At 35.6% G+C, this 24,352-nt stretch carries 15 protein-coding genes; 3 read left to right on the top strand and 12 right to left on the bottom strand.

Going from position 1 to position 24,352, the window contains the following annotated elements; all coding sequences use genetic code 11:
• Window positions 1-294 precede the first annotated feature (294 nt).
• From H7U19_RS09975 to H7U19_RS09965, 3 genes are all read left to right on the top strand, one after another.
• Window positions 295-1,335 carry a GntR family transcriptional regulator gene (locus tag H7U19_RS09975; RefSeq protein ID WP_186561911.1) on the top strand — a complete coding sequence of 347 codons (1,041 nt, stop codon included), beginning with the start codon at window positions 295-297 and terminating at the stop codon, window positions 1,333-1,335.
• A gap of 151 nt (window positions 1,336-1,486) precedes the next feature.
• Window positions 1,487-2,530 (top strand): GntR family transcriptional regulator, encoded by a 1,044-nt coding sequence (locus tag H7U19_RS09970; protein WP_186561909.1) that lies wholly within the window; start codon window positions 1,487-1,489, stop codon window positions 2,528-2,530.
• A gap of 112 nt (window positions 2,531-2,642) precedes the next feature.
• On the top strand, window positions 2,643-3,554 hold the full coding sequence (locus tag H7U19_RS09965; RefSeq protein ID WP_186561907.1) for a Ppx/GppA phosphatase family protein: 912 nt from the start codon (window positions 2,643-2,645) through the stop codon (window positions 3,552-3,554).
• Window positions 3,555-3,603: 49 nt separating this feature from the next.
• Here the strand turns inward: H7U19_RS09965 and H7U19_RS09960 are convergent, their stop codons facing one another.
• The 12 genes from H7U19_RS09960 to H7U19_RS09905 all read right to left on the bottom strand — a co-directional run bounded on the left by H7U19_RS09960 (window position 3,604) and on the right by H7U19_RS09905 (window position 24,349).
• Window positions 3,604-4,737, bottom strand: coding sequence for a lactonase family protein (locus tag H7U19_RS09960; RefSeq protein ID WP_186561905.1), 1,134 nt, complete (start codon window positions 4,735-4,737; stop codon window positions 3,604-3,606).
• A 24-nt stretch (window positions 4,738-4,761) separates the two neighbouring features.
• Window positions 4,762-7,260 carry an endo-acting ulvan lysase-like protein gene (locus H7U19_RS09955; RefSeq protein ID WP_222597418.1) on the bottom strand — a complete coding sequence of 833 codons (2,499 nt, stop codon included), beginning with the start codon at window positions 7,258-7,260 and terminating at the stop codon, window positions 4,762-4,764.
• 86 nt (window positions 7,261-7,346) lie between these two features.
• Window positions 7,347-8,141 carry a rhamnulose-1-phosphate aldolase gene (rhaD, locus tag H7U19_RS09950; protein ID WP_186561901.1) on the bottom strand — a complete coding sequence of 265 codons (795 nt, stop codon included), beginning with the start codon at window positions 8,139-8,141 and terminating at the stop codon, window positions 7,347-7,349.
• A gap of 22 nt (window positions 8,142-8,163) precedes the next feature.
• Entirely contained in the window at window positions 8,164-9,579 is a 1,416-nt protein-coding gene (locus H7U19_RS09945) for a sulfatase (RefSeq protein ID WP_246454756.1), read from the bottom strand.
• 14 nt (window positions 9,580-9,593) lie between these two features.
• Window positions 9,594-11,075, bottom strand: coding sequence for a sulfatase family protein (locus tag H7U19_RS09940; protein WP_186561900.1), 1,482 nt, complete (start codon window positions 11,073-11,075; stop codon window positions 9,594-9,596).
• Entirely contained in the window at window positions 11,075-13,963 is a 2,889-nt protein-coding gene (locus H7U19_RS09935) for a glycosyl hydrolase (protein ID WP_186561898.1), read from the bottom strand. Before H7U19_RS09935 ends, H7U19_RS09940 begins: the two co-directional genes overlap by 1 nt.
• A 75-nt stretch (window positions 13,964-14,038) precedes the next feature.
• Entirely contained in the window at window positions 14,039-14,830 is a 792-nt protein-coding gene (locus tag H7U19_RS09930) for a DUF1961 family protein (protein ID WP_186561896.1), read from the bottom strand.
• A gap of 21 nt (window positions 14,831-14,851) precedes the next feature.
• Window positions 14,852-16,342 carry a sulfatase gene (locus H7U19_RS09925; RefSeq protein ID WP_186561894.1) on the bottom strand — a complete coding sequence of 497 codons (1,491 nt, stop codon included), beginning with the start codon at window positions 16,340-16,342 and terminating at the stop codon, window positions 14,852-14,854.
• A gap of 12 nt (window positions 16,343-16,354) precedes the next feature.
• Window positions 16,355-17,683 carry a sulfatase-like hydrolase/transferase gene (locus tag H7U19_RS09920; RefSeq protein ID WP_186561892.1) on the bottom strand — a complete coding sequence of 443 codons (1,329 nt, stop codon included), beginning with the start codon at window positions 17,681-17,683 and terminating at the stop codon, window positions 16,355-16,357.
• A gap of 133 nt (window positions 17,684-17,816) precedes the next feature.
• Entirely contained in the window at window positions 17,817-19,328 is a 1,512-nt protein-coding gene (locus H7U19_RS09915; protein ID WP_186561890.1) for a leucine-rich repeat protein, read from the bottom strand.
• 115 nt (window positions 19,329-19,443) lie between these two features.
• Complete coding sequence (locus H7U19_RS09910) at window positions 19,444-20,829, bottom strand: BNR-4 repeat-containing protein (RefSeq protein ID WP_222597417.1); 1,386 nt, start codon at window positions 20,827-20,829, stop codon at window positions 19,444-19,446.
• 19 nt (window positions 20,830-20,848) lie between these two features.
• Window positions 20,849-24,349, bottom strand: a complete 3,501-nt coding sequence (locus H7U19_RS09905; protein ID WP_186561886.1) for a glycosyl hydrolase — start codon at window positions 24,347-24,349, stop codon at window positions 20,849-20,851.
• Window positions 24,350-24,352 lie beyond the last annotated feature (3 nt).

The following is a 24,352-nucleotide window of genomic DNA, read 5'->3' as shown; positions in this document are numbered from 1 at the left end:
CTAGAAATATTTGGCTTATGCTAAAGCCATTGTAACAGCAAGCAACGGAATTCGTACCATAAGAACCAACAGTAAATTTAAAGTACAGAAGGACACAATCAACAATTATTTTTGTCGTAAGTTTAACAATCAGTTTCTTTTATATTTTTGCAACTGTAATCATATGAATTATGATAAGCACATATTCTAAATTATTGCTTTCATCATCGATATGCTTGCCTAAATGGCATATCTCCCAAAATGTTGGCATGGCAACTTTGCTTATTAGAAAATTGAGATTAAAATATCAAGGAAATGATGAAGTTTATAAAGATTGACAAAAATTCCAGGGTACCCAAATACCAGCAGATTATTGATTCGATAATCCTTAATATTTCAATGGGAAATCTTAAGATGGACCAAAAGATTCCTTCAATCAATAGTTTTAGTGAAGAATTTTACCTTTCCAGAGATACCGTAGAAAAGGCTTACAGCATACTAAAAGAACGCAATATAATTACCTCGATACAAGGAAAGGGCTTTTATATTTCCCGTACCAAACTGATCAACAAACTAAATATTTTATTTCTCATTAATAAATTGAGTTGGTACAAGATGGAAATATACTATTCCTTTATGAAAAGTATTGGCCCCAACGCTTACGTCGATCTTCACATCTACCATTGTGACGAATCCCTATTTCTGAATTTATTGGAAAAACATAAAAGGACCTACGACCATTACGTTATTATGCCCCACTTTAAAACTGAAGATCAACAACATACGAGTACAACAGTGGATGTAACCCAGGCCATGAGCAAAATTCCCCGGAACAAACTTGTGATTATGGGTAACGCACAAATCCCAATTGAAGATAACCCAATTACGGTTTATGAGGATTATGAACAGGACATTTTCAATGCACTTAACAAGGGGGTAAAAAAGATAGCCCGGTACAAAAAGATAATCCTAATATATCCAAGAAAAGCGGTACATCCGTATCCAAAAAGAATTACTCGAGGCTTCACACGGTTTTGCGTAAAGCATAATTTAGATTTTGATATTTTTGATAAGGTACATGATGATATGATCCTGTTTAAAGGGGATTTGTTTATCACAATTGAAGAAAATGATCTGATAAACTTAATGGGATTACTAAAAGAGAAGAAACTTTCTCTGGGAAAAGATATTGGTATTATATCTTACAACGAAACACCCTTAAAAGCACTTCTGGGTATTTCAACAATATCCACGGACTTTAAGTTAATGGGAGAAGCCGCAGCGCATATGATTCTGGACAATAAAAAAGGTAAAGTTAAAGTTCCTTTCAGGTTTACAAATAGGAATTCAATGTAGGTTGGCAAATCTCTTTACCCCAGAACATACTGCCTTATTCGCATACAAAAACTCCATAAAGAGTTGCTTCTTTATTGAATTTTTTCAAAAAAAAGTTTTACTTTTCAGTAATTAAAATTTTTTGACTCGTAAATCTCCCTCCCTAATGGAAATGATGAAATTCATAACGATTGATGAAAACTCTAGGGTGCCAAAATACCAGCAGATCATAGATTCAATTATCCATAATATTTCAATTGGAAACTTGACGATGGATCAAAAGATCCCATCCATAAATATGTTTAGCGAAGAGTTTTATCTATCTCGTGATACTGTCGAAAAGGCCTATAGCATATTAAAGGAGCGCAATATAATTACCTCAATACGCGGAAAAGGGTTCTACATAACCAGGACCAAATTAATTTCCAAAGTCAACATACTTTTCCTAATAAACAAGCTAAGCACCTATAAATTAAGAGCCTACAATCACTTTATCAACAGTATTGGTGCCAATTCGCATACCGATTTACATGTGTATCATTGTGATGAAACTTTGTTTCTCAATTTATTGGATAAAAATAAAGCGGCATATGACTACTTTGTAATTATGCCTCATTTTAAGGCAGAGGACTTGAAGCATGTTAGCTTTACGGATAAAGTTTTGGAAAAATTACTGTCCTTGCCCCCCGAAAAATTTATTTTGCTCGATAATAGCAAACCCATCTTTAACGGAAAGACAAATGAAATTTATCAAGACTTTGAAAATGACATTTACTTTGCCTTGACGGAGGGCCTTCAAAAAATTAAGCGATACGAAAAGCTTGTATTGATATACCCCGAGAAAGCCGTTTATCCTTATCCTAGGCGTATTTTACATGGTTTCAGGAAGTTTTGTGTGGAGCACAAATTCGAATTCGAGGTATTAGACAAGGTATATGATGATATGATTTTGAAACGTGGCGATTTGTTTATTACTATTGAAGAATCCGATCTGGTAAGCCTTGTTAAGCAATTACGCGAGGATGAGTTCATTCTTGGCAAAGATATTGGCATAATTTCTTATAACGAAACGCCTTTAAAGGAATTACTTGGCATCACTACAATTTCTACAGACTTCAAGGTTATGGGTGAATCAGCGGCCGAGATTATTTTGAATAAGTCCTGCGGAATTAAAGTAAAGGTCCCGTTTAATTTTGTTGAAAGAGAATCGCTGTAGCCAATTTTGCCTCACCTGAAAATTGGAATACCGAAAGCCCTACATTTTAATGTTTTGAAATAATTGTTTTTATATTTATGAATTGATATAACCATTTAAAATTTGTACGAACATGAAATTAGCTTCAGTTGATATCGGGTCGAATGCCATTAGGCTTCAGGTAGTAAGAGTATATGAAGACCAAGATTTGGTAAGTTTTAAAAACCTGCAATTGCTAAGATTTCCCTTGCGCCTGGGCCATGATGTGTTTTCCAAAGGCGAAATTTCTCCAGCCACAAGGGAGAAGTTCATAAAATTAATGAGCACATTTAAGCATTTGATCGATCTGTACGAGGTTGAAGGTTATTACGCAGTTGCTACATCGGCCATGCGGGAGGCCACTAACGGAGACGAAATTCAACAGACCATAAACAATAGCGTAGGTTTAAAAATAGACATTATCCCCGGTAAAAAGGAAGCCAGCATATTAAACAAAGCTATTTTGCACACTTTAAGCGACAAGAAGTACGTTCATATAGATGTAGGGGGAGGTAGTACTGAACTCAACCTGATAGAAAACGGACAGCTTATTGAAAACCAATCTTTTAGAATTGGTTCGGTTCGTCAACTTTCCGCAGATGAAAGAGCGGAAGTTTTTAACTCCATAAGAGAATGGTTGCGCGCCACGCCATTCTACAAATCAAAAAATATAATTGGCATAGGCACTGGCGGTAACATCAACCGCCTGTACAAATTGGCCAATAAAGCATCGAATATGGCAATCTCGTATGCAGAGCTTAAAGCATTGAGGGCTTATGTAAAAGAGTTTAGCTATGAGGAACGCATGTCCATCCTGAAAATGAACCCGGACAGGGCGGACGTAATCATACCTGCATCCGAAATATACCTTAGGGTGATGAAAGAAATGGGTAGCGATCAAATATTGGTACCGAAAGTAGGCTTGAAAGATGGATTGGTTTACGAACTGTACGAGCAAAACACCCAACGCAACTTAAACAAGATTGAATATTTGGGATACCAATAGACTACTTTAAGAGGTTGCCTGCCTATTTCACCATCGCAAATTTCGCTTATTACTCCGAAATTGCATAGGTGAATATCTGAACACTAGACGGCGTTTTCACTTTAATCTCCTTATCTAGTTTTGTTAGTTTTCCTGTTTCGATGTCTCTCCGAAACACAACAACATTATCGGTAAACATGTTTGTAACCAACAAATATTTTCCTGAAGGGTGAATCGCAAAGTTTCTAGGGTGTTGGCCTCCCGTATCCGTTCTTTCTACCAAAGTTAGTTTGCCGTTGTCTTGATTAATTTGAAACACGGTAATAGTATCTTCTTCGGGCCCTCTATTTGAAACATACAAAAACTTGCCATCTGGTGAGGTATGGATATCTGCTGTTCTGTAAATATCTTGTTGTTGACCGTAAGAAAGGTAATCTTCTATAAAAACCAAATCTCCATTTACATATTGATACGCATCAACTTTACCACTCAATTCGTTTGCTAAATATCCAAATTTCCCATTGGGATGAAAGGCAAAATGCCTAGGTCCGCTACCTAGTTTAGCTTTAATATCCATTTCATTTTCTAATAAGCCTTTATCCTTATCGGAAAAGCTAAATCTTCTCATCTTATCTGCTCCTAAATCCTGAGTAAACAAGTACTTATTATCAGGTGAAAAATATGATGAATGAATATGAGACTTATCCTGACGCCCTTTTATAATACTGCTATCCTTAAATTTTAGCACTTGACTTGCCTCATTAAGACTTCCATCTTTATTAATCTTAAATAAGCTTAAACTTCCATCGGAGTAATTTGAATTGGTTAAATAATTTCCTGTGTGGTCAATTTGCAAATGCACAGGGTTCAGCCCGCCACAGTCCTGCATATTTAGTAATTCTATTTTTTGATTTTTAGCATCCACTTTGAACGAAGCTACTTTACCGTGGTGTGGCATTTGACTTTCTACAACAGAATACAAATATTCGCCGTTATCGGATAGCTTTAAAAAAGAGGTGTTTGTTATACTATCCAAAGTAAACTTTAAAACGCTTTCTCCAGTTTCGTTGTTAAACTGGTAAACATGAATGCCTTCACCTGGTTGTTTATCAGTATAACTACCCACAAAAAGCAAGGTTTCGTTAGTACTTGTTTGGCAACCAAAAAGAGTAATCGTTAATAATAAGACGAGTAATTGCTTCATTTTAAATAGTGTTTGTTATTAGAATTATTTAGTGTACTCTTTATAATATGATTTTGATGAATTGGTAGTAATATCCTCATTTTTATAAGAAAGTTTTTCACCTTCTCCAACGTAAATACTTTTTAACGTTTCATCTTCATTTAAGGTGATTATTGCTAAAGTCCCTTCAAAATAAATATCCAATACTTCATTCTGAAAGATATCATTTTTCGACTGCGCAATCACATACTGAATTAAAGTTTCGGAAGGTGTTTTACTCACAACTTTTAAGCCTTTATACAATCCATCCTGCTCAATTTTAGTAACGGATTGAATGGATGGCGTTTCCGTTTCGTTATAGGGTTCAAAAACCACTACAAATGGGTTTTTCCATGCCTCGCCTTCTTTTCTAATGACCAAAGTTGGTGTTGGTAAACTATCATAGGGCTCTGGAGACTCAAAGGTAATTGGCGCCTTTACTTTTGTATAAGTTCTATTTTCAAAACCCGGAATATGCAATTGCATAAAAATATCGCCTTGTTTTAATTTTTCTGTCTGAAATGTGGCTTTTACATCACTTGCATAAGTTTTTGAAGTATTTACATCTTCGAAGAAATGCCATCCTGGATGCCTATAAACTTTGTTACGTTTCCATGGTAAATCTGCATTCGCCATATATCTTTCAGGTGTTTTTTGAAAATCTAAATCCTTATTTTCAAAAGTGAGTTTGTCTCCTATATTATGATACAAATAATCATGATATTCATTCGGTAGTCTGGATTTTGAGCGGAATACATCTACATAATAGCCTGTTGTTGGAGACGTTCTAATCAAAGCCAAGGTGCGTTCTTGTGTGGCTTCGGCCTTATCTCCTTTATCATCTTCAAAACTTGTTAAACTAAAAGAATGATTAGGAGACACTCCTTCCTGCCCAACTTCGGGTTCCATGGAAATCAGTTGAATTTTATTAATTTCCAAATCAACCCATCCACCTTCACCTCGAGAGCTTCCATTTACAATAACAGTGTTGTGCCCTGCAAAAATTCTGGAGTAGTTTTCATGAAGGTCAACCCCATAGCGATTTCTGCCGTTATCTACCCCTAAAACTTGCCCCTCACCGTATAATTCAATATTCATGCCTTCCGCATGCCCATGTACCATGTGCGCACCGCCAACAAAACACATTAAACCATCTTTGGGGTTATTTGTGTTACTTAAATTACGTTGTAAAACAATACCAGCATGATACACTCTATCCGTCCGCGACAACTCTACATTGGTAGATGCATTATCAAAACTACCATCGTACCAAAATAAAGCCTCAGTACCTTTTCTTTTATATTTCCCTTTGCTAATTGCCCTATTAATAAGTGGTGCAAATTTATTTTGAATTTCCGTCAACCCATCCATCTTAGCCACGGCATAGGCATCATCATAAGCTTCATAAGGCACATGCGCATGCCTGTGTCCATCTCCCCAACGTACAATTTCATTGTTAGGATATACAAAATAATCCAGTCGAGGTAGGGCATGCAAAATATTGGAGTGCTTTTCCCCCAATTTTAAAGACGGATCGTATTTATTCAGTACCAACATCAATCTTGCTAAAATGGATGTTGTATGATTTAAATATTGAGAGGTTTCTGGCCAGATATCACCTTCATTTTTATAATTTTTAACCATAACGTTTAGCGCATCTTGGTTTTCGGTACTTTCAGTGAAGAAATAGGACAACCACTTTTCTCGATCCGTTTCATCATCCATCGCCAAGGCATTATACACCAAACTTGGTGCTTCTAAAACACTATGATTTGAACCCGATTGCCCGTAATTTACCGTTATGTTTGCATAGGCCTTAAACACTTCCTGAGCATCTTCAAAAGGAAAATTTACGTTTTTGTCTTTAATAATATCAAAAGCTTTTCCTTCTTCTTTCAGATAAGAATGGATAAAATCATAAATCAACGGTAGTCTATACCCGATGACACGAACTTCTCGAAAGCCATCATACGGAAATAACCAACCGCCCCTACCTCTCCAAGTAGATACCTCAGATTGCTGTACTGATTTTAAAAATGAATATAAAATACTGCTTGCCATGTATGCATATTTCTCATCTTGGGTGATGTAGTACATGGTACCACAATCTAAAGCCACTTGCAAATGTGTAATTAAAAGTTCGGCAGGTTTCCAGTCTTCCTCGGTCGCATTATCCAAATTTTCTTGAACACCATTCCGTATATGTGTTGTTTTAAAAAATGGCGGAAAATGGTTTTGTTGTTTTTTAGACCAATCAAAGGGCAATTGTTTGATATATACTGACGGGTTTTTGTAAAATTTCGCGAACTCAGCGTCGGTTGTTAATTTTAGCGTATCATAAATTTGTTGAGCCCAGGATTGGGTGTCTATTTTTTCTAGGATTTGATTACGCTCACTAGATTTTACTAAGATAAAAGGACGTTCTAATTCTTGACTAAAAATATTTCCACAAAGTGAAATGATTAACAGCGATACTAGGGCTTTTTTGTACTTCATAGTTTTCATACTTATTCTATTTAAAAAATCCTCAACCCTTTTCTAATGACGCAATAGGAAGTTGTCTTAAATTTTACAAGCAAGATTTAGTGACGTTAAACAAATTGCTCCAATTCCTTTAACTGCTCGTCAGAAAGCCCACTAGGTTTAAAACCTGCTGACCAACACATCATTAAAAGCTTAGCGCCCTTATTGGCTACATCCAAAAAGTCCCATGCTTTTTCAACATCTGGTGCAGTAGCCGTAGCACCATGCTTTTCCCATAAAGATACGTTTCTTTTTTTAAAAGCTTCAATAGTTACTTTAGCTAAATCTGCGGTACTGGATAAGGCGTAAGGTGTACAATGAATACCTTTTGGAACAAACACCTTGACTTCAGGACACATCATCCAAACCTGTCTATTCAATTCTTCTTCATCATTAAATAATTCGTGATGACTCAAACATATCAACTCCAAGGGATGCGTATGAACAATAGCTAAGTTCTCTGGTTGATTAATAGAATTAAAAAGATGTATACTTGAATGTGAAATCAATTCACAAGTAGGGCTGAAATTAGCTCGTTTTCCTCCCCAAACGATGGAGTACGCATTGGCTTTTTCATTTATATATAATATACAAGAAACCGCCTCAATTTGATCTACCAAATCCCTCAAATAGCAACCTGTTCCTGTTATATATATTATAAATCCTCCTAGTCCTTTAGGGAAATTAAAAGGCACTTCTTCCCCTATACCCTGAAGGTCTTCATTTTTAAAAAATGATGTTAAATTGATAGATATATTGCCTGCATTTCGTTCTGCCCATTCACGTTGCCACAAATATCCCGCAACTTTAGACACCTTTTTTAATTCATTCTCAACCTTTAAGGGTAGTTTTATAGCATGCATAACTGTTTATCAAAGTTGTTAATTAGTTAAGAAAATCTTTCCCCCATTTAGCTCTTAACTCCACAGCAAGTTGATGTACAGTGTCTTGATACTCTGGTTTTTCAGCTAGATTATCCAATTCTAAAGGGTCTGTTTTATGGTCGAACAGCATACGGGCATAAGCTATACCATCATCTTTAACCCATTCTGTATAAAACAAATCGCCTTTAATTAAGGTAACCATATCTTTAAATTTGGATACTCCCCAATCTTTTTGTGGCGTTTCTCCATTTATAACGGGCACAAAACTTTGCCCTTCAACAGTTTCAGGACTATCCAAACCAACTAACTCAGCTAAACTTGGATAAATATCTATATACTCTATTATGGCATTTGTTTGTTGTCCGCTTGTTTTACCTGGTACTTTTATGATTAGTGGTGTTCTTAGGGCAGTTTCAAACGTGACGTGTTTACACCATAGTTTATGATCGCCTAAATTCCAACCATGGTCGCCCCATAAAATCACAATGGTATCTTCTTCCAGCTCTAAACGTTTCAATTCATCAAGCACCAATCCTATTTGCGCATCAACATAGCTTACGCAAGCATAATATCCATGAATCAATTCTTTAGCTAAATCTTCTGGCAAATCGCCTTTTTTAGGGATATTATGATATTTACGCAGTTCACCAAATTTATGAAAAGCCTGTTTTGGTGTAGAAGCAGGCTGTACGTAACTTTCAGGAAGTTCAATAGTACTTCTATCGTATAAATCCCAATATTTTTTCGGGGCATTAAATGGTAAATGCGGTTTCATAAAACCGAGTGCCAGAAAAAATGGTTGATTTCCTTCTTTTAGTTTTTGTAAGTCTTCTATCCCTTTTTTAGCAATTTTTCCATCAAAATAGGCATCATCTTCTACAGCTACATTTTCAAAAGGTGGTCCATAGCTTGTCACAATAGCTTGTTTTGCACTTTCAGATAATTGATAGTCTCTAACATTTCCTTTAGGAAACCATCTAGAATCCCAAGCATTATTATCATCTTTTCCACTATGATAAATTTTTCCATTTGAAATGGTGGTATATCCATTTTGCTTTAAAAGCAAAGGCAATGATACCGCATCTGGAGCATCTACGTCCTTCTCTGTTCTAGCATCAATAAATCGATGCCGTGCAGGTCTTACACCTGTAAGCAAACTCGCTCTAGAAGCCCCACAAACTGGCACGTTACAATAGGCCCTGTTAAACACCAAGCTTTCGATGGCGAGTTTATCTAAATTGGGAGATTGGATATGATTGGCACCGTAGAAATTTAATTCTGGACGCAAATCGTCAACTGCGATAAATAAAATGTTCATGGGTTTTTGATCTTGGGTCTCAACGGTTTTCTTTTTTTCATTTTTGCATGACATGAAAAGGATTACTAAACCAAATGTGTATGTGAAGAATTTATTCATTTTATGATGTTTTTTTACCAATGTTCAATTACAATATAATCGTCTTTTTTAAGGGTGTTTTTTATAGAATCAGGAATTTTTCGCCTAGGTGTATCTTGGTCTAGTTTGAAACCTTTTTTTCCTTTTGGTGTGATGATTGGCATGTTTCCAACGGAATCATCTAAAAAATCCCCTTGTGCTTTCATCCAACTAAACATGTCTTTTTTTAGTCTTTCTTTTATAGATTGTAATTCTGGATTTTGAGCTAAATTGTTTTGTTCATAAGGGTCATTTTGTAAATCGTATAATTCTTCAAGAGGTTCATTTTTATGGGCATTTGCACCTCTTTTGATAAAATAATCTACATTAGGTTTTCCTGTTAAATTTTGTTCAACGACTTCTAAAGAGTTAAAATTTCGAATGTATTTGTAACGCTTATCCCGAATCATCCTTGACGGAAAAATTTCAGAATTCAATATGTTTTGATTGGTTCTTACCCCATACACATATTTGTTTACTTCAACATCATCGCCCTGCAATAGTGGTAAAAAACTTTTCCCATCCATACCTTCTGTAGATTTACCTCCTGCAATATTCATGAATGTTGGCAAAACATCAGTATAATGAATGAGTTCATTTGAAGTAGTCCCATGCTTAATCACTTTTGGCCAACGTGCTACAAACGGTACTTTTAAACCAATATCTTTAACTGTGAATTTCCCTGAAACACCGTGATCTGCGCTGTAAATAAATAGGGTGTTATCATCTAAATATGTATCAACCAATTCTAAAACTTTTTCTATTTGCGTGTTATCTTCCTCAATACTTCGGTAATAGCCTGCTTTAGATTTTACATATGCGTTATCCGTTTTTTTTTGTGCATTAAATGGATAAAACTTTATATCATCAGAATTTGGGTTTTCAACATCAAAATACTTTCCGTGAGGATACTTTGATGTGATAAACATACAAAACGGTTTTTTGGTCGTTTTGAAATAACCCTCTATACTGTCCAAGGGAATATAATCTCTTGGCACATCTTTTTTGGGAACGGGCTCCCATTCTCTATCCCATTGATACACACTTTCAGGTTTAACATGACTTTTACCTGCCAAAATCACCTCATAACCTAGGTTTTTCATTTGTGTGGTTACACTTTTAACATCAGGTTTTGTGGCTGTATGGTTCGCAAAACAGCCATTCTTTAATGGGTATTTACCTGTGAATAATTGCGACCTACTCGGCGCACAAATAGCTTGGGCCGTAAAGGCATTAGTGAACAGCATGCCTTCTTTTGCTAGCCTATCTACACTCGAGGTATTCACTTTTTCATTACCATAACAACCGTAATCATACACGTCTTGGTCGTCTGCTAAATAGAAAATGATATTAGGTTTTACATTCTCCTTTTGAAGGCTGTCTTCTTTGGAAACCGTTTGATTTTCATTTCCTTTACATGAAATTAAACTTAACACTATTGCCGTGAAAAAAACTAATATTGAAAAGTTTCTATGCATTACTTTGCTGATTTTTTAGCCATTAGTTTTACTGGACCTTCTATACCCACCGGAGTTAGTGGCTCATTTTTGTACCTATTTGTCCATCTATTTACTGAAGGATTGTCTAATGACCGACAATAGTTGGCTAAAACCGTGGTGTAGTGTATTTCAATATCGTTTTCACCGTTTTTTAAAATGTCAGCTATCGGGTAAATCGCTTTCCCGTACCAACGTTTACCTACTTTGTTTCCGTTTATGAATAATTCTGTAATCCCTTCGTTTACTTCACCTAAATCCAAATGCGTAAAATCCTTTTCAACGTTAATTTTCGTTTTATAAATGATTTCTCCTGCGAAGGTATTTTGGGTAGTATCTTTTGATTCACCAAAATCCAGTAAGTCACCCATTTCCCATGTAAAACTTTTGCTGTCAACTCTGTGCCCAATTACGGTCCAGTTAGTTTTTATAGTTTGGGAATCTACCCATTGAACATTGGTATTTTCAATTTTTATTGAAGGTTTTTCATCTTCAAACACTAATAATAAAGATTGAAGGGGTTCTAAATGTATTTCCATTTCGTTTGAAGCCGTTTCAAAATAATAGGGTTTTCGTTCTCCTGTTTCCGGATTCCACTGGTACGGATATTTATTTTGAAAAGGGAACTTTGCCTTAAAATTTGAAGTTTCATAACGATTAATATTCGTGAAGAAATAAATAATTTCTTTTGAGGTTGATTGATGTATTTGAAATACATTTTTACTAGTATTACTAATCTCAACATCAGGCGAAAGCTCCGTCTTCTGCAAAACTTCATTCGTCCAAGGTAATAATTCGTCAATGGATTTTGGTTGCTTCACACTAATTATTGATGATGGATAATTAGCTTGAATGTCATTCATAATATCCGACACGGCAAGGTCATTTTCACGATAATTTTTAAACCCTAAGGACTTACTAGGCAAACCATTAATTACTAAAACTTTTCCCCCGGAAGCCACAAAATCTTTTAGTGTTCTTGCCACAGCAATATCAACCGATTTCAAACTGGCCAAAATCAGCAACTTAAAATCCATATTTCCACACGAAATAACCCCGTCTTTGACTGTCGCAGTAGCCAACACATTTTGGTTAATATAGTCACAAGAATACCCTAATTGACTTATAGGCTCCCATAATCGATATAAATATTCAGGTTCTAAATGAAAAGGTTCCCTTGCCAGCCCTTTATCACCCCACAAATCCGAAGTTGGCCCTAAAATGGCAATGGATTTTTCTGCTTTAGAATTTTGAAATACATAGGACAACCGCGCATTATAATCTACCCAACTGCTTAAATGTTTCCACCAAGGATTCTGCTCACTAAAATAAGCACCGTAGCGGATCCACCCCGGAAACGGCACGTCCTGTGGCGAATAGTTATAACCGTGCAAAACAGAATGGTTAATACCTGTTATAAAATTCATATCGTCATGTTGTTTAACTTCCTCGAGGGTGGTTCTAAAAACACCATTCGTGTTGGTCATAGTTTCACAACTTGTAATTTTTTTACCCGTTAAATGGGCACCGGAAGAGGCGTATAAATTCCAGATCATGTATCCATGGGACTGACGCCAATGCCAAAGAGAATTTTTCATTTCAGCCGAGTAAATCCAATTATTGCTTTCAGGAATATCAGGAATTAAATACCCATCCAGCATACCCATTAAAAATGGGGTGCCATAGGCTTGATAACGACATAGAATGCCATTATCCTCGCAGAACCTTTTATAGGTTCGAGTGAAATTCTCCAAAAAAGTTTCCACCAAAAATGTATTATAATCAAAACGTACACGCTTTATTTGATCTTTGAAATCCTTTGAAAAGTTATCCGCATATTTACTTTGCGAATAATCTTGATGTCCTTGATAAAACACAAAAGTTATCCAAGGTGCTAATTCATATCCGTATGTTTTGAAAAATAATTCTGAAAACCCATCACTCCAATTGGCACCAGACACCTCAATACTATCGCAAAACAGGGCTCGAATTAGATTGCTTAATGGAATACCCGAACGTTCTGAAATTCTCTTCATCCTATTGAGGTACGCCATTGTCATTTCTGATTTGTAATGGTCAATTACCGGACCAGCGCCTCCGGGCGCACCTAAGGTAACGTCTCTAAAATCTTGTTGCAATAATTGATAGGACAGAAAATAATCGCCCTTACCTTGAATGGTGTATTTAATGTTACCATCGTCATTTAAATAATCTTTAAGATTAATAATTTCATTTGGAGAACTGCAGTTTAATGGGATCAGTGAAACTCCTGCAAGACTCAATTTTGTACGGGTGCTATTATGTCTCTCGTTGCGATTATCTTTATATTTCTTTTTGTAAAATGATATTAAATAGTCCTCATCTACCTCTATTACATCACCATTCCTGTAAGAAATCATATCTGTCACCATCCGTTGACAGGTTTCATCCTGGGTTAGAAACTCTCCCCCAAAAGGCCATCCAGTGCCAGCAATCATATCAGCAATCATACCCAGATCTTGTGTTTTTTTGCAGGCATGCACTACAAGGTCAATCCATTCATCGCTCATCCAAACTAAAGATTTATCTTCTGTTGGAGGAGCGATTGGCATTGCAATCGGGTTGATTTCAACACCTCCAAAACCAACACTTTTTAAAGACTCCAATTGTCTATCCAATTCTTCCTTTTTTATTTTGTTTCCATTCCACCACCAACGTACAAAAGGCCTTGCATCTGCAGGCGGATTTTGAAAACCTGAAAATAAATCTTGGGTTGAAGCATTGTTTGTTCGCTCACTTTCAGTCGCTTTGGAATCGCAACAAATACTTAAAAAAAGTAGTAGCACTACTAAAACATATATTTTATTCAAAGTGAGTTTTGGTGATTGCATAGTTAATCTAAAAAGAAAAAGGTAAGTACTATCACTTCACAATGTATGAGTTCAGCACTAAAAAACCATCCTGAACTATCTTGCACCTTTTGTGTAAATCTTGAAATTCTTATAAATCGCAGAACGCGTGTACATGTGGCGTAAACCTATTTTTCCCTCTTTTATCGGTGCTATTTTTGAAATGTCCCATTCAAAATATTCTGCTTTACCTTCAAGCTCCATTTTAAAACTTAATTTTTCCGAAGTTTTAACAGCCGTGATATGATAGGTTTTGCCCGTTTCAAAAAACCCTTGCAAATCATAAGAAGGTTCAACTACAATTGAGTTGAAAGGTTGACCTTTGGCTTTAGGATACCTCCTTGCTCTAACATAGTAAAAACCATCACCTTTATTACCAAAAGCCGAAAAACTGATATGAAACGTATTCATATTTTCAAAATATTCTCTCATGGCAGGAACTTCACGCTTTTTTTTCCATTTTGAGATATCTTTTTCATGAACACCTTCTCCATCTCCAGTTGCTTGAATGTAGAGAATGTTTACAAATCGATTTTCATCGTCTGTTTTGATGTAATCAAATTCAATTTTCACATCTCCACTGTAAGCATCTTTCGTCCATAACACAGCATGATGAGCGTCATTGTAAGCCTCTGAACCAGCTTTAAAATGCATACCATCTTTTGAGTTTTCAACAGTTGCAATTAGACCATCTAACGTCCAGTTTTTTGTCCAGTCTTTGGTACAATCGTCATCAAAAACCAACGTCCAATGTTGGTCTTTATTAATTTTTGTAAAATTTGCAGTCTTGTCTTTTTTACACGAAAACAAAAAACTAGTTACTATTAAAAAGAGCAAAGTAATTTTCATAAAAAAGAACGTTACACCTATTTATTTTTCTGAGCTGGTTCTCGCCTTTTGCTCCACAAAATAGGGTTGAAATGTATATTTAGACGCTTCATCCCATTTTGAATTTACCTTAGGCAAAAGCACTTTCATTTTTTCTATTTGAACCCTGTATTTAAGGTTTTCAGCTTCGTTTGTCCATTCATTTGGGTCGGAAAGATGGTCGTAGAACTCTTCTTTACCATCCTCATATTGAATATACCTATAACCATTCATCTTGATAGCATGGTTATTCATTCCAAAAGTTGTAATAGCCCGTGCTTCGTTAAGACCTTCATCATTTTGCATCATAGCAACCAAACTACTGCCTTCATTTCTCTCATAAGCAGGTAATTCACTCAGCTCTAATAATGTTGGATAAATAGATAACATCTCTACTGGTGCATCTATCTTCTTCCCTTTTGGCAAGTTCGGTCCTGCAAATAGTAATGGCGCTTTTGTAGCGGTTTCCCAAAGGGCATGTTTTGCAAAAGTTCCTTTTTCTCCTAATCGATAACCGTGGTCGGACCATAAAACAATTACAGTATTGTCGGCATATTCACTATTTTCTAAAGCATCAAAAACACGACCTAATTCATAATCTACAAAACTTATACAAGCCAAATATGCCTGTACAATTTTTTTCCACTCCCCACTTTCTTTGGCCCATTCTGTAGATGGCATCATAGGCAAATCGTTAATTTTCATACCTACAGGAGGAATATCATTTAAATCATCAGACTTGTATGGAGGTGTTTCAATAGATTCTAAAGGATATAAATCGAACCATTTTTGAGGTACATATAACGGTACGTGCACACGTAAAAAACCAACCCCTAAAAAGAATGGTTGGTCATAATCTCTTTGTAAACGTTCAATAGCCCAATTTGCAGAAGCATGGTCTGGCATTAATGTATCGTTTTCAGGAAAAGCACCCCAATCTGTACTTGTTTTACCATGAATACCTTTAATACCTTTACCTCTACCATCCCAAACAAAACGTTTTTCTGGCAATGGCCCAAAACCTCTAACACGTCCTCCTGATTCATCAAAAAGGCTGTCTGGAGCATGTATATGAAACAACTTACCTATTCCCATAGTGTGATAGCCGTTATTTTTAAAATACTCTGGAAGAAAGGTAATATCTTTTGTTGCAGGATTGCCATCTCGACGGACTTCATTGTCTGGCGCCATTCCATAAATACCAGTAGTTGATGGGCGCAAACCAGTCATAATTGATGCTCTCGATGGTCCACAAAGTGGCGCTTGAACATGAGCATTGGTAAACGTAACTCCCATGTTGGCCAACCTATCAAAATTTGGTGTTTTTACATTTGAAAAGTTATCGATGGGTCCAATCATATTGTTTAAATCATCAACTGCTATAAATAAAACATTTGGCTTCGACGTTTCATTTACTACTACATTCTTTTTTTTATTATTACACGAAAAAAAGAATGTCAATACTACCAATAATATCAAGTGTGTTTTATTCATAATAAAAGCTTTTTATTCAGCCCTAAACGTGGTAATTTTATCCTGTAAATCTTTTACAATATCTGGGTTTGCTTCTGCAATGTTATTTTTCTCGAATGGATCTTCTTCAATATTAAAGAGTTGTACCACTTCGTCTTTCTTTCTAACAGGGTCTGGAACAATAATTTTATACGGCGGGAAAATCGCCATATTATAAAACATACTATTTTCAATGGTATCAAAATCATGTGCATATACTTCTCCAAAAACACCTTTACGTTCGGTTAATGCTTTTTCATCCAACACACTTACTCCTGGTAAATTATCTGGTTTTTCAATACCTAAAACATCCAGTACTGTTGGCACCATATCGATACTGCTTGTTATTGTATTTTTATCCATTTTAGGTGTAATTTTTCCTTTCCACTTGTACATGATTGGTGTACGTATACCCATGTCATAAGGGGCACGCTTAGAATGTTTTAAATACCCACTTTTTTCAGGATTTTGCGCCCAACCGTTATCACATACATATACAAAAAGTGTGTTTTCTGTTAAGCCTTTTTCTTCAAACATGTCAAATAATTGTCCACAAGTTTCATCAAACCACTCACACATCGCCCAATACTTTGCCAAATGTTCTGAGTGTGTTTTATTTTGATACTTTTCAAATAAGCGTTGCGGAGGATTATGCGGTCTATGTGGTAAAAATGGCGCATACCATAAAAAGAAGGGTTTCTTTTCTTTTAATGCCAAATCCACATAGCTGTTAATCGTATCTAAGCCCTTTCTACCTATTTCCAAGCCATAATCACCATGCCTTCCACCACGTGTTGGATCTCCATGGGTCATACCATAATCGAAACCACCAATTTTGTGGCTACCATGCCACCATTTACCTGTTTGAAAAGACAAATAGCCTTTCTCTTTTAACATATCTGGAAGTGTCGTTTTCTTTTCAAAAGCAGAAATAACAGGCTTATAGGCTTCTGCCCTTTCTTTTCCACGGATATTTCCACGGTCGTAGACCTTATCATTTCCTAAAATGCCATGGTCTTTAGGATATAAGCCTGTGATGATTGTTGCCAAAGAAGGCGAACATAATGGTGTTGGCACATAGGATTGTGTGAAGGTTAAACTTTCTGAAGCAAATTGATCTATACGCGGTGTTTCAATATTTTCATCACCCATAAAACTATAATCTGTCCATGATTGGTCATCAGACAAAATAAATACAATGTTCGGGGTTTCATTTGTCTTATCAGATTCTTGGGTTTTGGCTTCTGATGTTTTGGTTTTGTTTCCACAAGAGAAACATATTACCAATAATACAACATAACCTAGTTTGTTCAATTTGTTCATCGTTGTTACTTTATTGTTTTGTTATTTATTATTCTTTAACTATTTGTGCTGTAACAATCTTCTACTTTATAAAAAAATAATCAAGATTTTTTCATTATAAAATCTTGGTTCTTAGCTCTTTTTTTTCTATTTTTTAATTCCTTAACACAAACTTTTTAGAAACCGTTCCTTTGTTTGTTTTAATAAGGGCTATATACATTCCTTGTGCAAAGCCACTAAGGTTTATGGTAGTTTCTTTTGTACTTGCTATACGACTTCCGTGTATGCTATAAAGCTTTACTGCTTCTATATCCAAAGTGTTGCTGGTGTGTAGGTATAATTTATTAGAAGCAACATATACCCGTATGTTTTTTTCTATAAATGCTGTAGATGTACTCAAAACACAATCCTCATTAACACTTTTAAATCCTGTCCAACTTTTAGCAGTATAATTTGCAGTAGCTCCTAAAGGAATGCATAAATCTATGGCACTATTGTCATCAAAAGCATTAGATGGCAATGTAGCAGGATCCGCGCTAGTAGAATTTACAGCAACCAAACCGATATTATTTTGAAAAGCATTATCTTTAATACTGGTAACTCCTGAACCAATAGTAACCGAGGTTAAGGAATTACCATAAAAAGCATGATCTCCAATACTGGTAACGTTATCTGGAATCGTAACTGAGGTTAAAGAATTATTCCTAAAAGCCCAATTTCCAATACTGGTAACTCCTGAACCAATAGTAACCGAGGTTAAGGAATTAAAATTATAAGCAAAAGCACCGGCTCCAATACTGGTTACACTATTAGGAATAGTAACTGAAGTTAAGGAATTCACACTAAAAGCAAAATTTCCAATACTAATAACGCTATTAGGAATGGTTACCGAGGTTAAGGAATTAGATTCAAAAGCAAACTCTCCAATACTGGTAACTCCTGAACCAATAGCAACCGAGGTTAAGGAATTATTAGCAAATGCAAACTCTCCAATATCGGTAACGCTATTAGGAATTGTTACCGAGGTTAAGGAATTATAAGCAAAAGTATTATCTCCAATACTGGTAACTCCTGAACCAATAGCAACCGAGGTTAGGGAATTATCAGCAAAAGCAAAATTTCCAATACTGGTAACACTACTAGGAATTGTTACCGAGATTAAGGAATTATAAGCAAAAGTATTATCTCCAATACTGGTAACTCCTGAACCAATAGCAACCGAGGTTAAGGAATTCCTAGAAAAAGCACCATCTCCAATACTGGTAACGCTATCAGGAATGGTAACCGTGGTTAAGTCATTAGAATTAAAAGCACCATCTCCAATACTGGTAACGCTATCAGGAATGGTAACGGTGGTTAAGTCATTAGAAGCAAAAGCCAAAACTCCAATATCAGTAACGCTATCAGGAATGGTGACCAAGGTCAAAAAACTAGAACTAAAAGCCCTATATCCAATACTGGTAATACTATACGTAACACTCTCATTATCTACACTCGCAGGAATGTTTACCGTGGTGGCTGTTCCTGGACGGTCATAGTCTGTTATTTCTACCTCCGCGGGGGAAGTGCTGGTAACTTGGTATTCAATGTTGTTGACTGTAAATGTTTGGGAAAAACCTAGGCTTATACTTAATAAGGCAAAGGTTAAAAAAATAGTTTTTTTCATTAAAAATTGTTTAAGTTAATAACCAATAAATATACTTACTATGTTCTATGCAAACAAATATTCTCAGTATGTAAATTGTATAGTTTGTAATTTAATACTTACTACTAAATTATTCCTATTTTGTACGATCAACTTTCTTCTTATTTCGTTTAACAGCCCCACTATCTCCTAAAAGATACATCTTTCTAAAATCGGATCCTTCTTCTTTTTCTGCAACAATAATCCTAGCATCCGGATGTGGATTATCGATAAGAGAAGATATCACAAATCCAGAATGTTTTCGACTTAAAAAAACAGTATTCTTTTTGAACGTTTTTCCACCATCAGAACTATCCCATCTGCTAATTTCCCCTACATCTTCTTGCGCTTTGCTTTCTAAATACAGGCTTACTTCTGAAGCAGATTTTACTTCAATATCTGCATCACCTTTAGGTAAATTATTGGTATTACCTTGTAACCATTCTTGTCCATCCCATCTAAAATGCTGTATGCGCTTAGGCCCACTTCTTTTAGCACCTATATCTGGACCAACCATTACACCAACCTGCGGATTCCCATTGGAATCTATATCCGCTATAGCTTGAAATGTCCAATCATTGGGTATTTGCTTAACCAAAGTTTTTTCGTCTGCCATTTCTTTGGTTAAAGGCATTGCTAAAGGTTCGTTTTTAACATTTTTCCAGACACCTGTTTTTGTATCAAAAAGCATATAATATAAATTATGTCGTTCTGGGATATGACCTCGTGGGTCTTGCGCATTTTTATTGTCTCTACAAATATGGTAATCAAATGCTACAATAATATCGTCTCCATTCCCTTTAGAAAGCCAAGGATACCAAGAATCTTCTGCTTCTATATCAGTTCTTCTTTTATGCTTTAAAAAGGAAATTGGCTCATCAAATGTTTTGCCATTATCAGTTGATTTTTGATACACCCAATTACTCCTATGTGCGCCATGGCGATAAAACAAATAGATATCACCATTATCCATTTTTATAAACTGACTGTAGGTTCCAAATAATGAAATATTATCAAGTGTTTCCCATTCAGAAATATCTAAAGGCTTTTTAGAAACCGCATGTAAATTTTTTCCATAATGATGATTTCCTAATGGGTTTTTACCATCATCGGGTGTTCCTCCATGCCCTCCAAAAGCTATATGAATATAGTCGGCATCATCAATAAGAATAGCTGGTTTCCCATGATTGTCTATTTTCTTTTTACGGTTTGGATCTTTCCCCATTTCACTAACGCCCACTTTAAATGGGCCTTTCCACTCTTTGGTAGTATGATTGTATGAAGCTACATAAGGATCTTCCAAAGTGCCTTGGTAGGCCACGTAAGTAATGCCTTTGTGATACACCCCTGATGGATGTTGCACAATGGCGACGGCATTTCCAAAGCCATTATTGGCAAAATAATCTACCATTTCGCTACCAGCGTCGATTGTCTTTTGTTCTTTGGCTTTATTGGCACAACCCAACAAACAAAAACAAATCATAAAATTTATAACTAAACATTTATTCATTATTACTTTCTAGTTTTACAGTATCAAAAAATATAATTTTTACAGGTCCTAGTAGACCAGACTTTAGCAAATCATCATTCTTGCTATAATGATTCCAACTAGCAAATGTTGTTCTTTTAGATGGTCGTTCTGTATGATTTAGTAACCAATCTGGAAGTGGTTTTGCGCGTTTACCTTGTCTTGGATAATCTAATTTTAGTTTTTCGTCACCAATCAACCGATTAGTCCATAAATTGGTCACCTTAACTTCTAAGGTATTCTTCCCTTCTTTCACAAACTCATCAATGTTTACTCTGAAAGGAGCCTTCCATAAAGTTACAACATTTTTACCGTTAATGATAACTTCCGCAATAACAGATACACTTCCTAAATCTAAGGTTAACCTTTTATTAGGTTGCATCGTCTCTTCGGATAATTCAAAATCTTTTTTGTAAGATGCTGTTCCAGAAAAATGCTGAATCACTTCGTCTTGTGCATCGGTCCACGATATCAAATTAGGAAATGTTTCTTTTTTTGAAGCTTCCGAATTTATCGGAAAAGAAACTTCCCAATTACTTGACAAATCCATTGGTTGCGTAACAGAAGATGTCACTTCTACGGTTTTTGTTTCTCCTGATGGTGTCTTGTAAGTTATCTTTCCTGCATAAGGCGTTGTCCAGCTTATGGCATCATTTTTAAATTCTAATTTTGGTTTTGCTACATCTTTAGATAATTTTAAAAATTGACCTTTTGAAATAAACATAGTTCGTTCTTCTCCATCAGTTTTATAGCTGATTTTTAAAACGGTTTTATCTCCTTCTGGAATTTTATTCTCAATTAATTGATTAGACACCAAAATATCATAAGTTCCAGAATTTACTATATTTTTAATCGTTTTGGTAACATCAAAAGTTTTATAATGCTGAGGAATACCCGTCGTTTCTCCTTTAAATTTTCCAAATACCGCTTTTAAAACTTTTAGAGATTTATCTCCAGCGTCAATATGAATATGCTCGCGTTCTTCCGCATAAATCTGCTTTTTGGTATCACCAATTTGATACTCCATTCTAAACTCTTTTTTATAACCCATTGCAGGATCACAATCGCAAAAAGCCCTACTCATTTTAAAATCTAAAGTACCCTTTTTAATAGCCTTATTTACTTTATCTGTAATATCAATCAAGCCCTCTTGTAAAAACGTACCGTATTCTGCTTTTACAATTTCTAAATTTGAAAGTGGTTCTACTTGTGAAGGTTCTAATTCTGTTGAAACTTCTACTATATGATTAGAATTCACAGGTTTTTTAAAGACAACAGAAACTGATTCTTCCATACCTAAGGATAACGGCACTGTTGTTGTTCCATCTTTATTTTCTTTAAACACTACCGCATCTTTTATAGTACCTTTTTCTGAGTTCCATAGTTCTGGTTGCTTTCCTGAAACTCGAAAACGTGCTGTAATTTCTCTGGCTTCTTTTCTAGCATTCGCAATAAAATAAATATCTGCATCTGCTGTTTTTCTGTGGATAAAACTCAAATCTGAACTATCACTACTTTCAATTTTAAAATCTGGTGTTGTATCGCTTAGGGCTTCTTCAATAGTCATGTCCTTTACCAAATCACTTCCCCATAATGCACCAACATAAGTTGTAACGGCATCATCACAGTTTGGATAATTGGTTAAACTTGGCGATTGCATCGGTTTTTTACCAATTACTTTTGCGCCACCATCAACCAATTCTTTTATTTTTTCTAAAGTTTCAGGTTTTATAAAGCCTGATTCTGGTAAGACTAAAAGCTTATATGTATTGCCAACGGATGAATATATTGTTCCGTTTTTAACGGTTAGATCTTTTAACTTATTTGCTCCAATCAAATCATAATCGAAACCAATAGCTTTAATTTCAGGTTTAATATAGCCTGTATTTGGCGATGATTCTCCGGTAAATACCAAAACATCGGCTACATTTTCACCTTGTTGTAATAAAAACTGTGAGCGTGCCAAATAATCCATATAGCCTTTACTTTGTTTCCACCAAGTGTTTAAACGATTAAAATCAAAACCATGATAACTTAAGGCCAAACCTGGTGCGACATCCCAAGGTTGATGTACATAGGTATGAAAAATAAACCGTGTAATGCCTTCTGCCCAAGCTCTATCGCCAATCGATTTTATGTTTGCTGGGTGTTTGTCCCAACCACCAATGCCTGTAAAAGATTCAGCTCCAACAATAGTACTGCCATTTAAGTGTGCTATGGAGGACACAAATTTAGGCGAATCGAAAAAGGGATAACCGCCACTCCAAAATTCGCACATAACGATATCGCCTTGAGCACCTACCTGCATGTTATCAAAAGGTCCCCAATAAGGTTCTACAGAAAATTTCAAATTATTTTTATGACATAATTCTCCAAAATGCCCATAATAATTCTCTGCGATTAAGTCGCCAATAGTTCTTCTAAAATCCCAAAGAAATCGTTCTGAAACTTCTCCACTTTCCACATAATAGCCTGCTAAAGTTGGTAAATATGCTGTTAAATCATAACCTCTTAAACTTTCAAACTGCATATCGAAACCAGTGGTCCAATTGGTAGTTTCTACTTCATAACTATCTATTAAGCAATTATTAACTGTTGTGCCTACTAAATCGCCCAGTTTATCAATAATCGGTTGCACACCAGCTTCCCAATAGGCATCTAGGGCTGTTTTACTCATTTTATCCACCTCTAAACCTTTAGCTTCTGGTGGTGCTGGCCTGTTGGTTGTGCCAATTGGTGTATGCCCTAATCGTAAAATAACCCAATCGCCTTGAGGTACTTCCCAATTTAATACCCCATCTTCAGATAGTTTTGAAGTTAAATTAATAATGGTTCCTTTTTGAATAATAGCCTCTTTTGAAATTGATTTAGTATCAGGTAATAAATGATTTCGAATGCGCTCTGATAGCATTTTATAGTCTAAACCATCTATCTTTTTGATTTCCTTAGGTTTTGGAAACGCTAAAACCGCGATGTCTTTATAGAAATCGAATTTGGTTTCTGGTCGAGGTAATTTTTGGGTTATTGTTTTTCCTCCTTCAATTGCTAGTTCACTAAACACCACTGTTTGCATCGCATGTTCTTGAGTAACCCAAGGCCCTCCAGAAGACGACCAACCTGCGCTGTTATGAAATGCCATTTCTAAACCTAAACGTTGTGCTTCTTCCGCAGAAAATTTAAATAAGTCCAGCCATTCCTCACTTAAATATTTCACTGGCCCTTGTGGAAAACCCAAATGCACATTAAACAATTGTGCTTCTTGTATACCAACCGCTTTCATCGCTTCTAAATCTCTGGTAATTCCAGATTTAGAAACATTTCCGCTTATCCAATGCCACCAGGTTCTGGCTTTAGCTTGGTTTGGTGGATTTTGAAACCCTGCTTCTAAAGTTATAAATTGCTTCTCTGTTTCTAAAGACTGGTTATTACACCCAAAACATAAAAAGAGTATACCTAAAATGGCTAGTTTTTTCATTCC

This window comes from Hyunsoonleella aquatilis (assembly GCF_014270105.1).
Classification (GTDB): Bacteria; Bacteroidota; Bacteroidia; order Flavobacteriales; family Flavobacteriaceae; genus Jejuia; species Jejuia aquatilis.
Note: the sequence above shows the minus strand (reverse complement) of the source record. Positions and strands in the feature narration are given on the sequence as shown.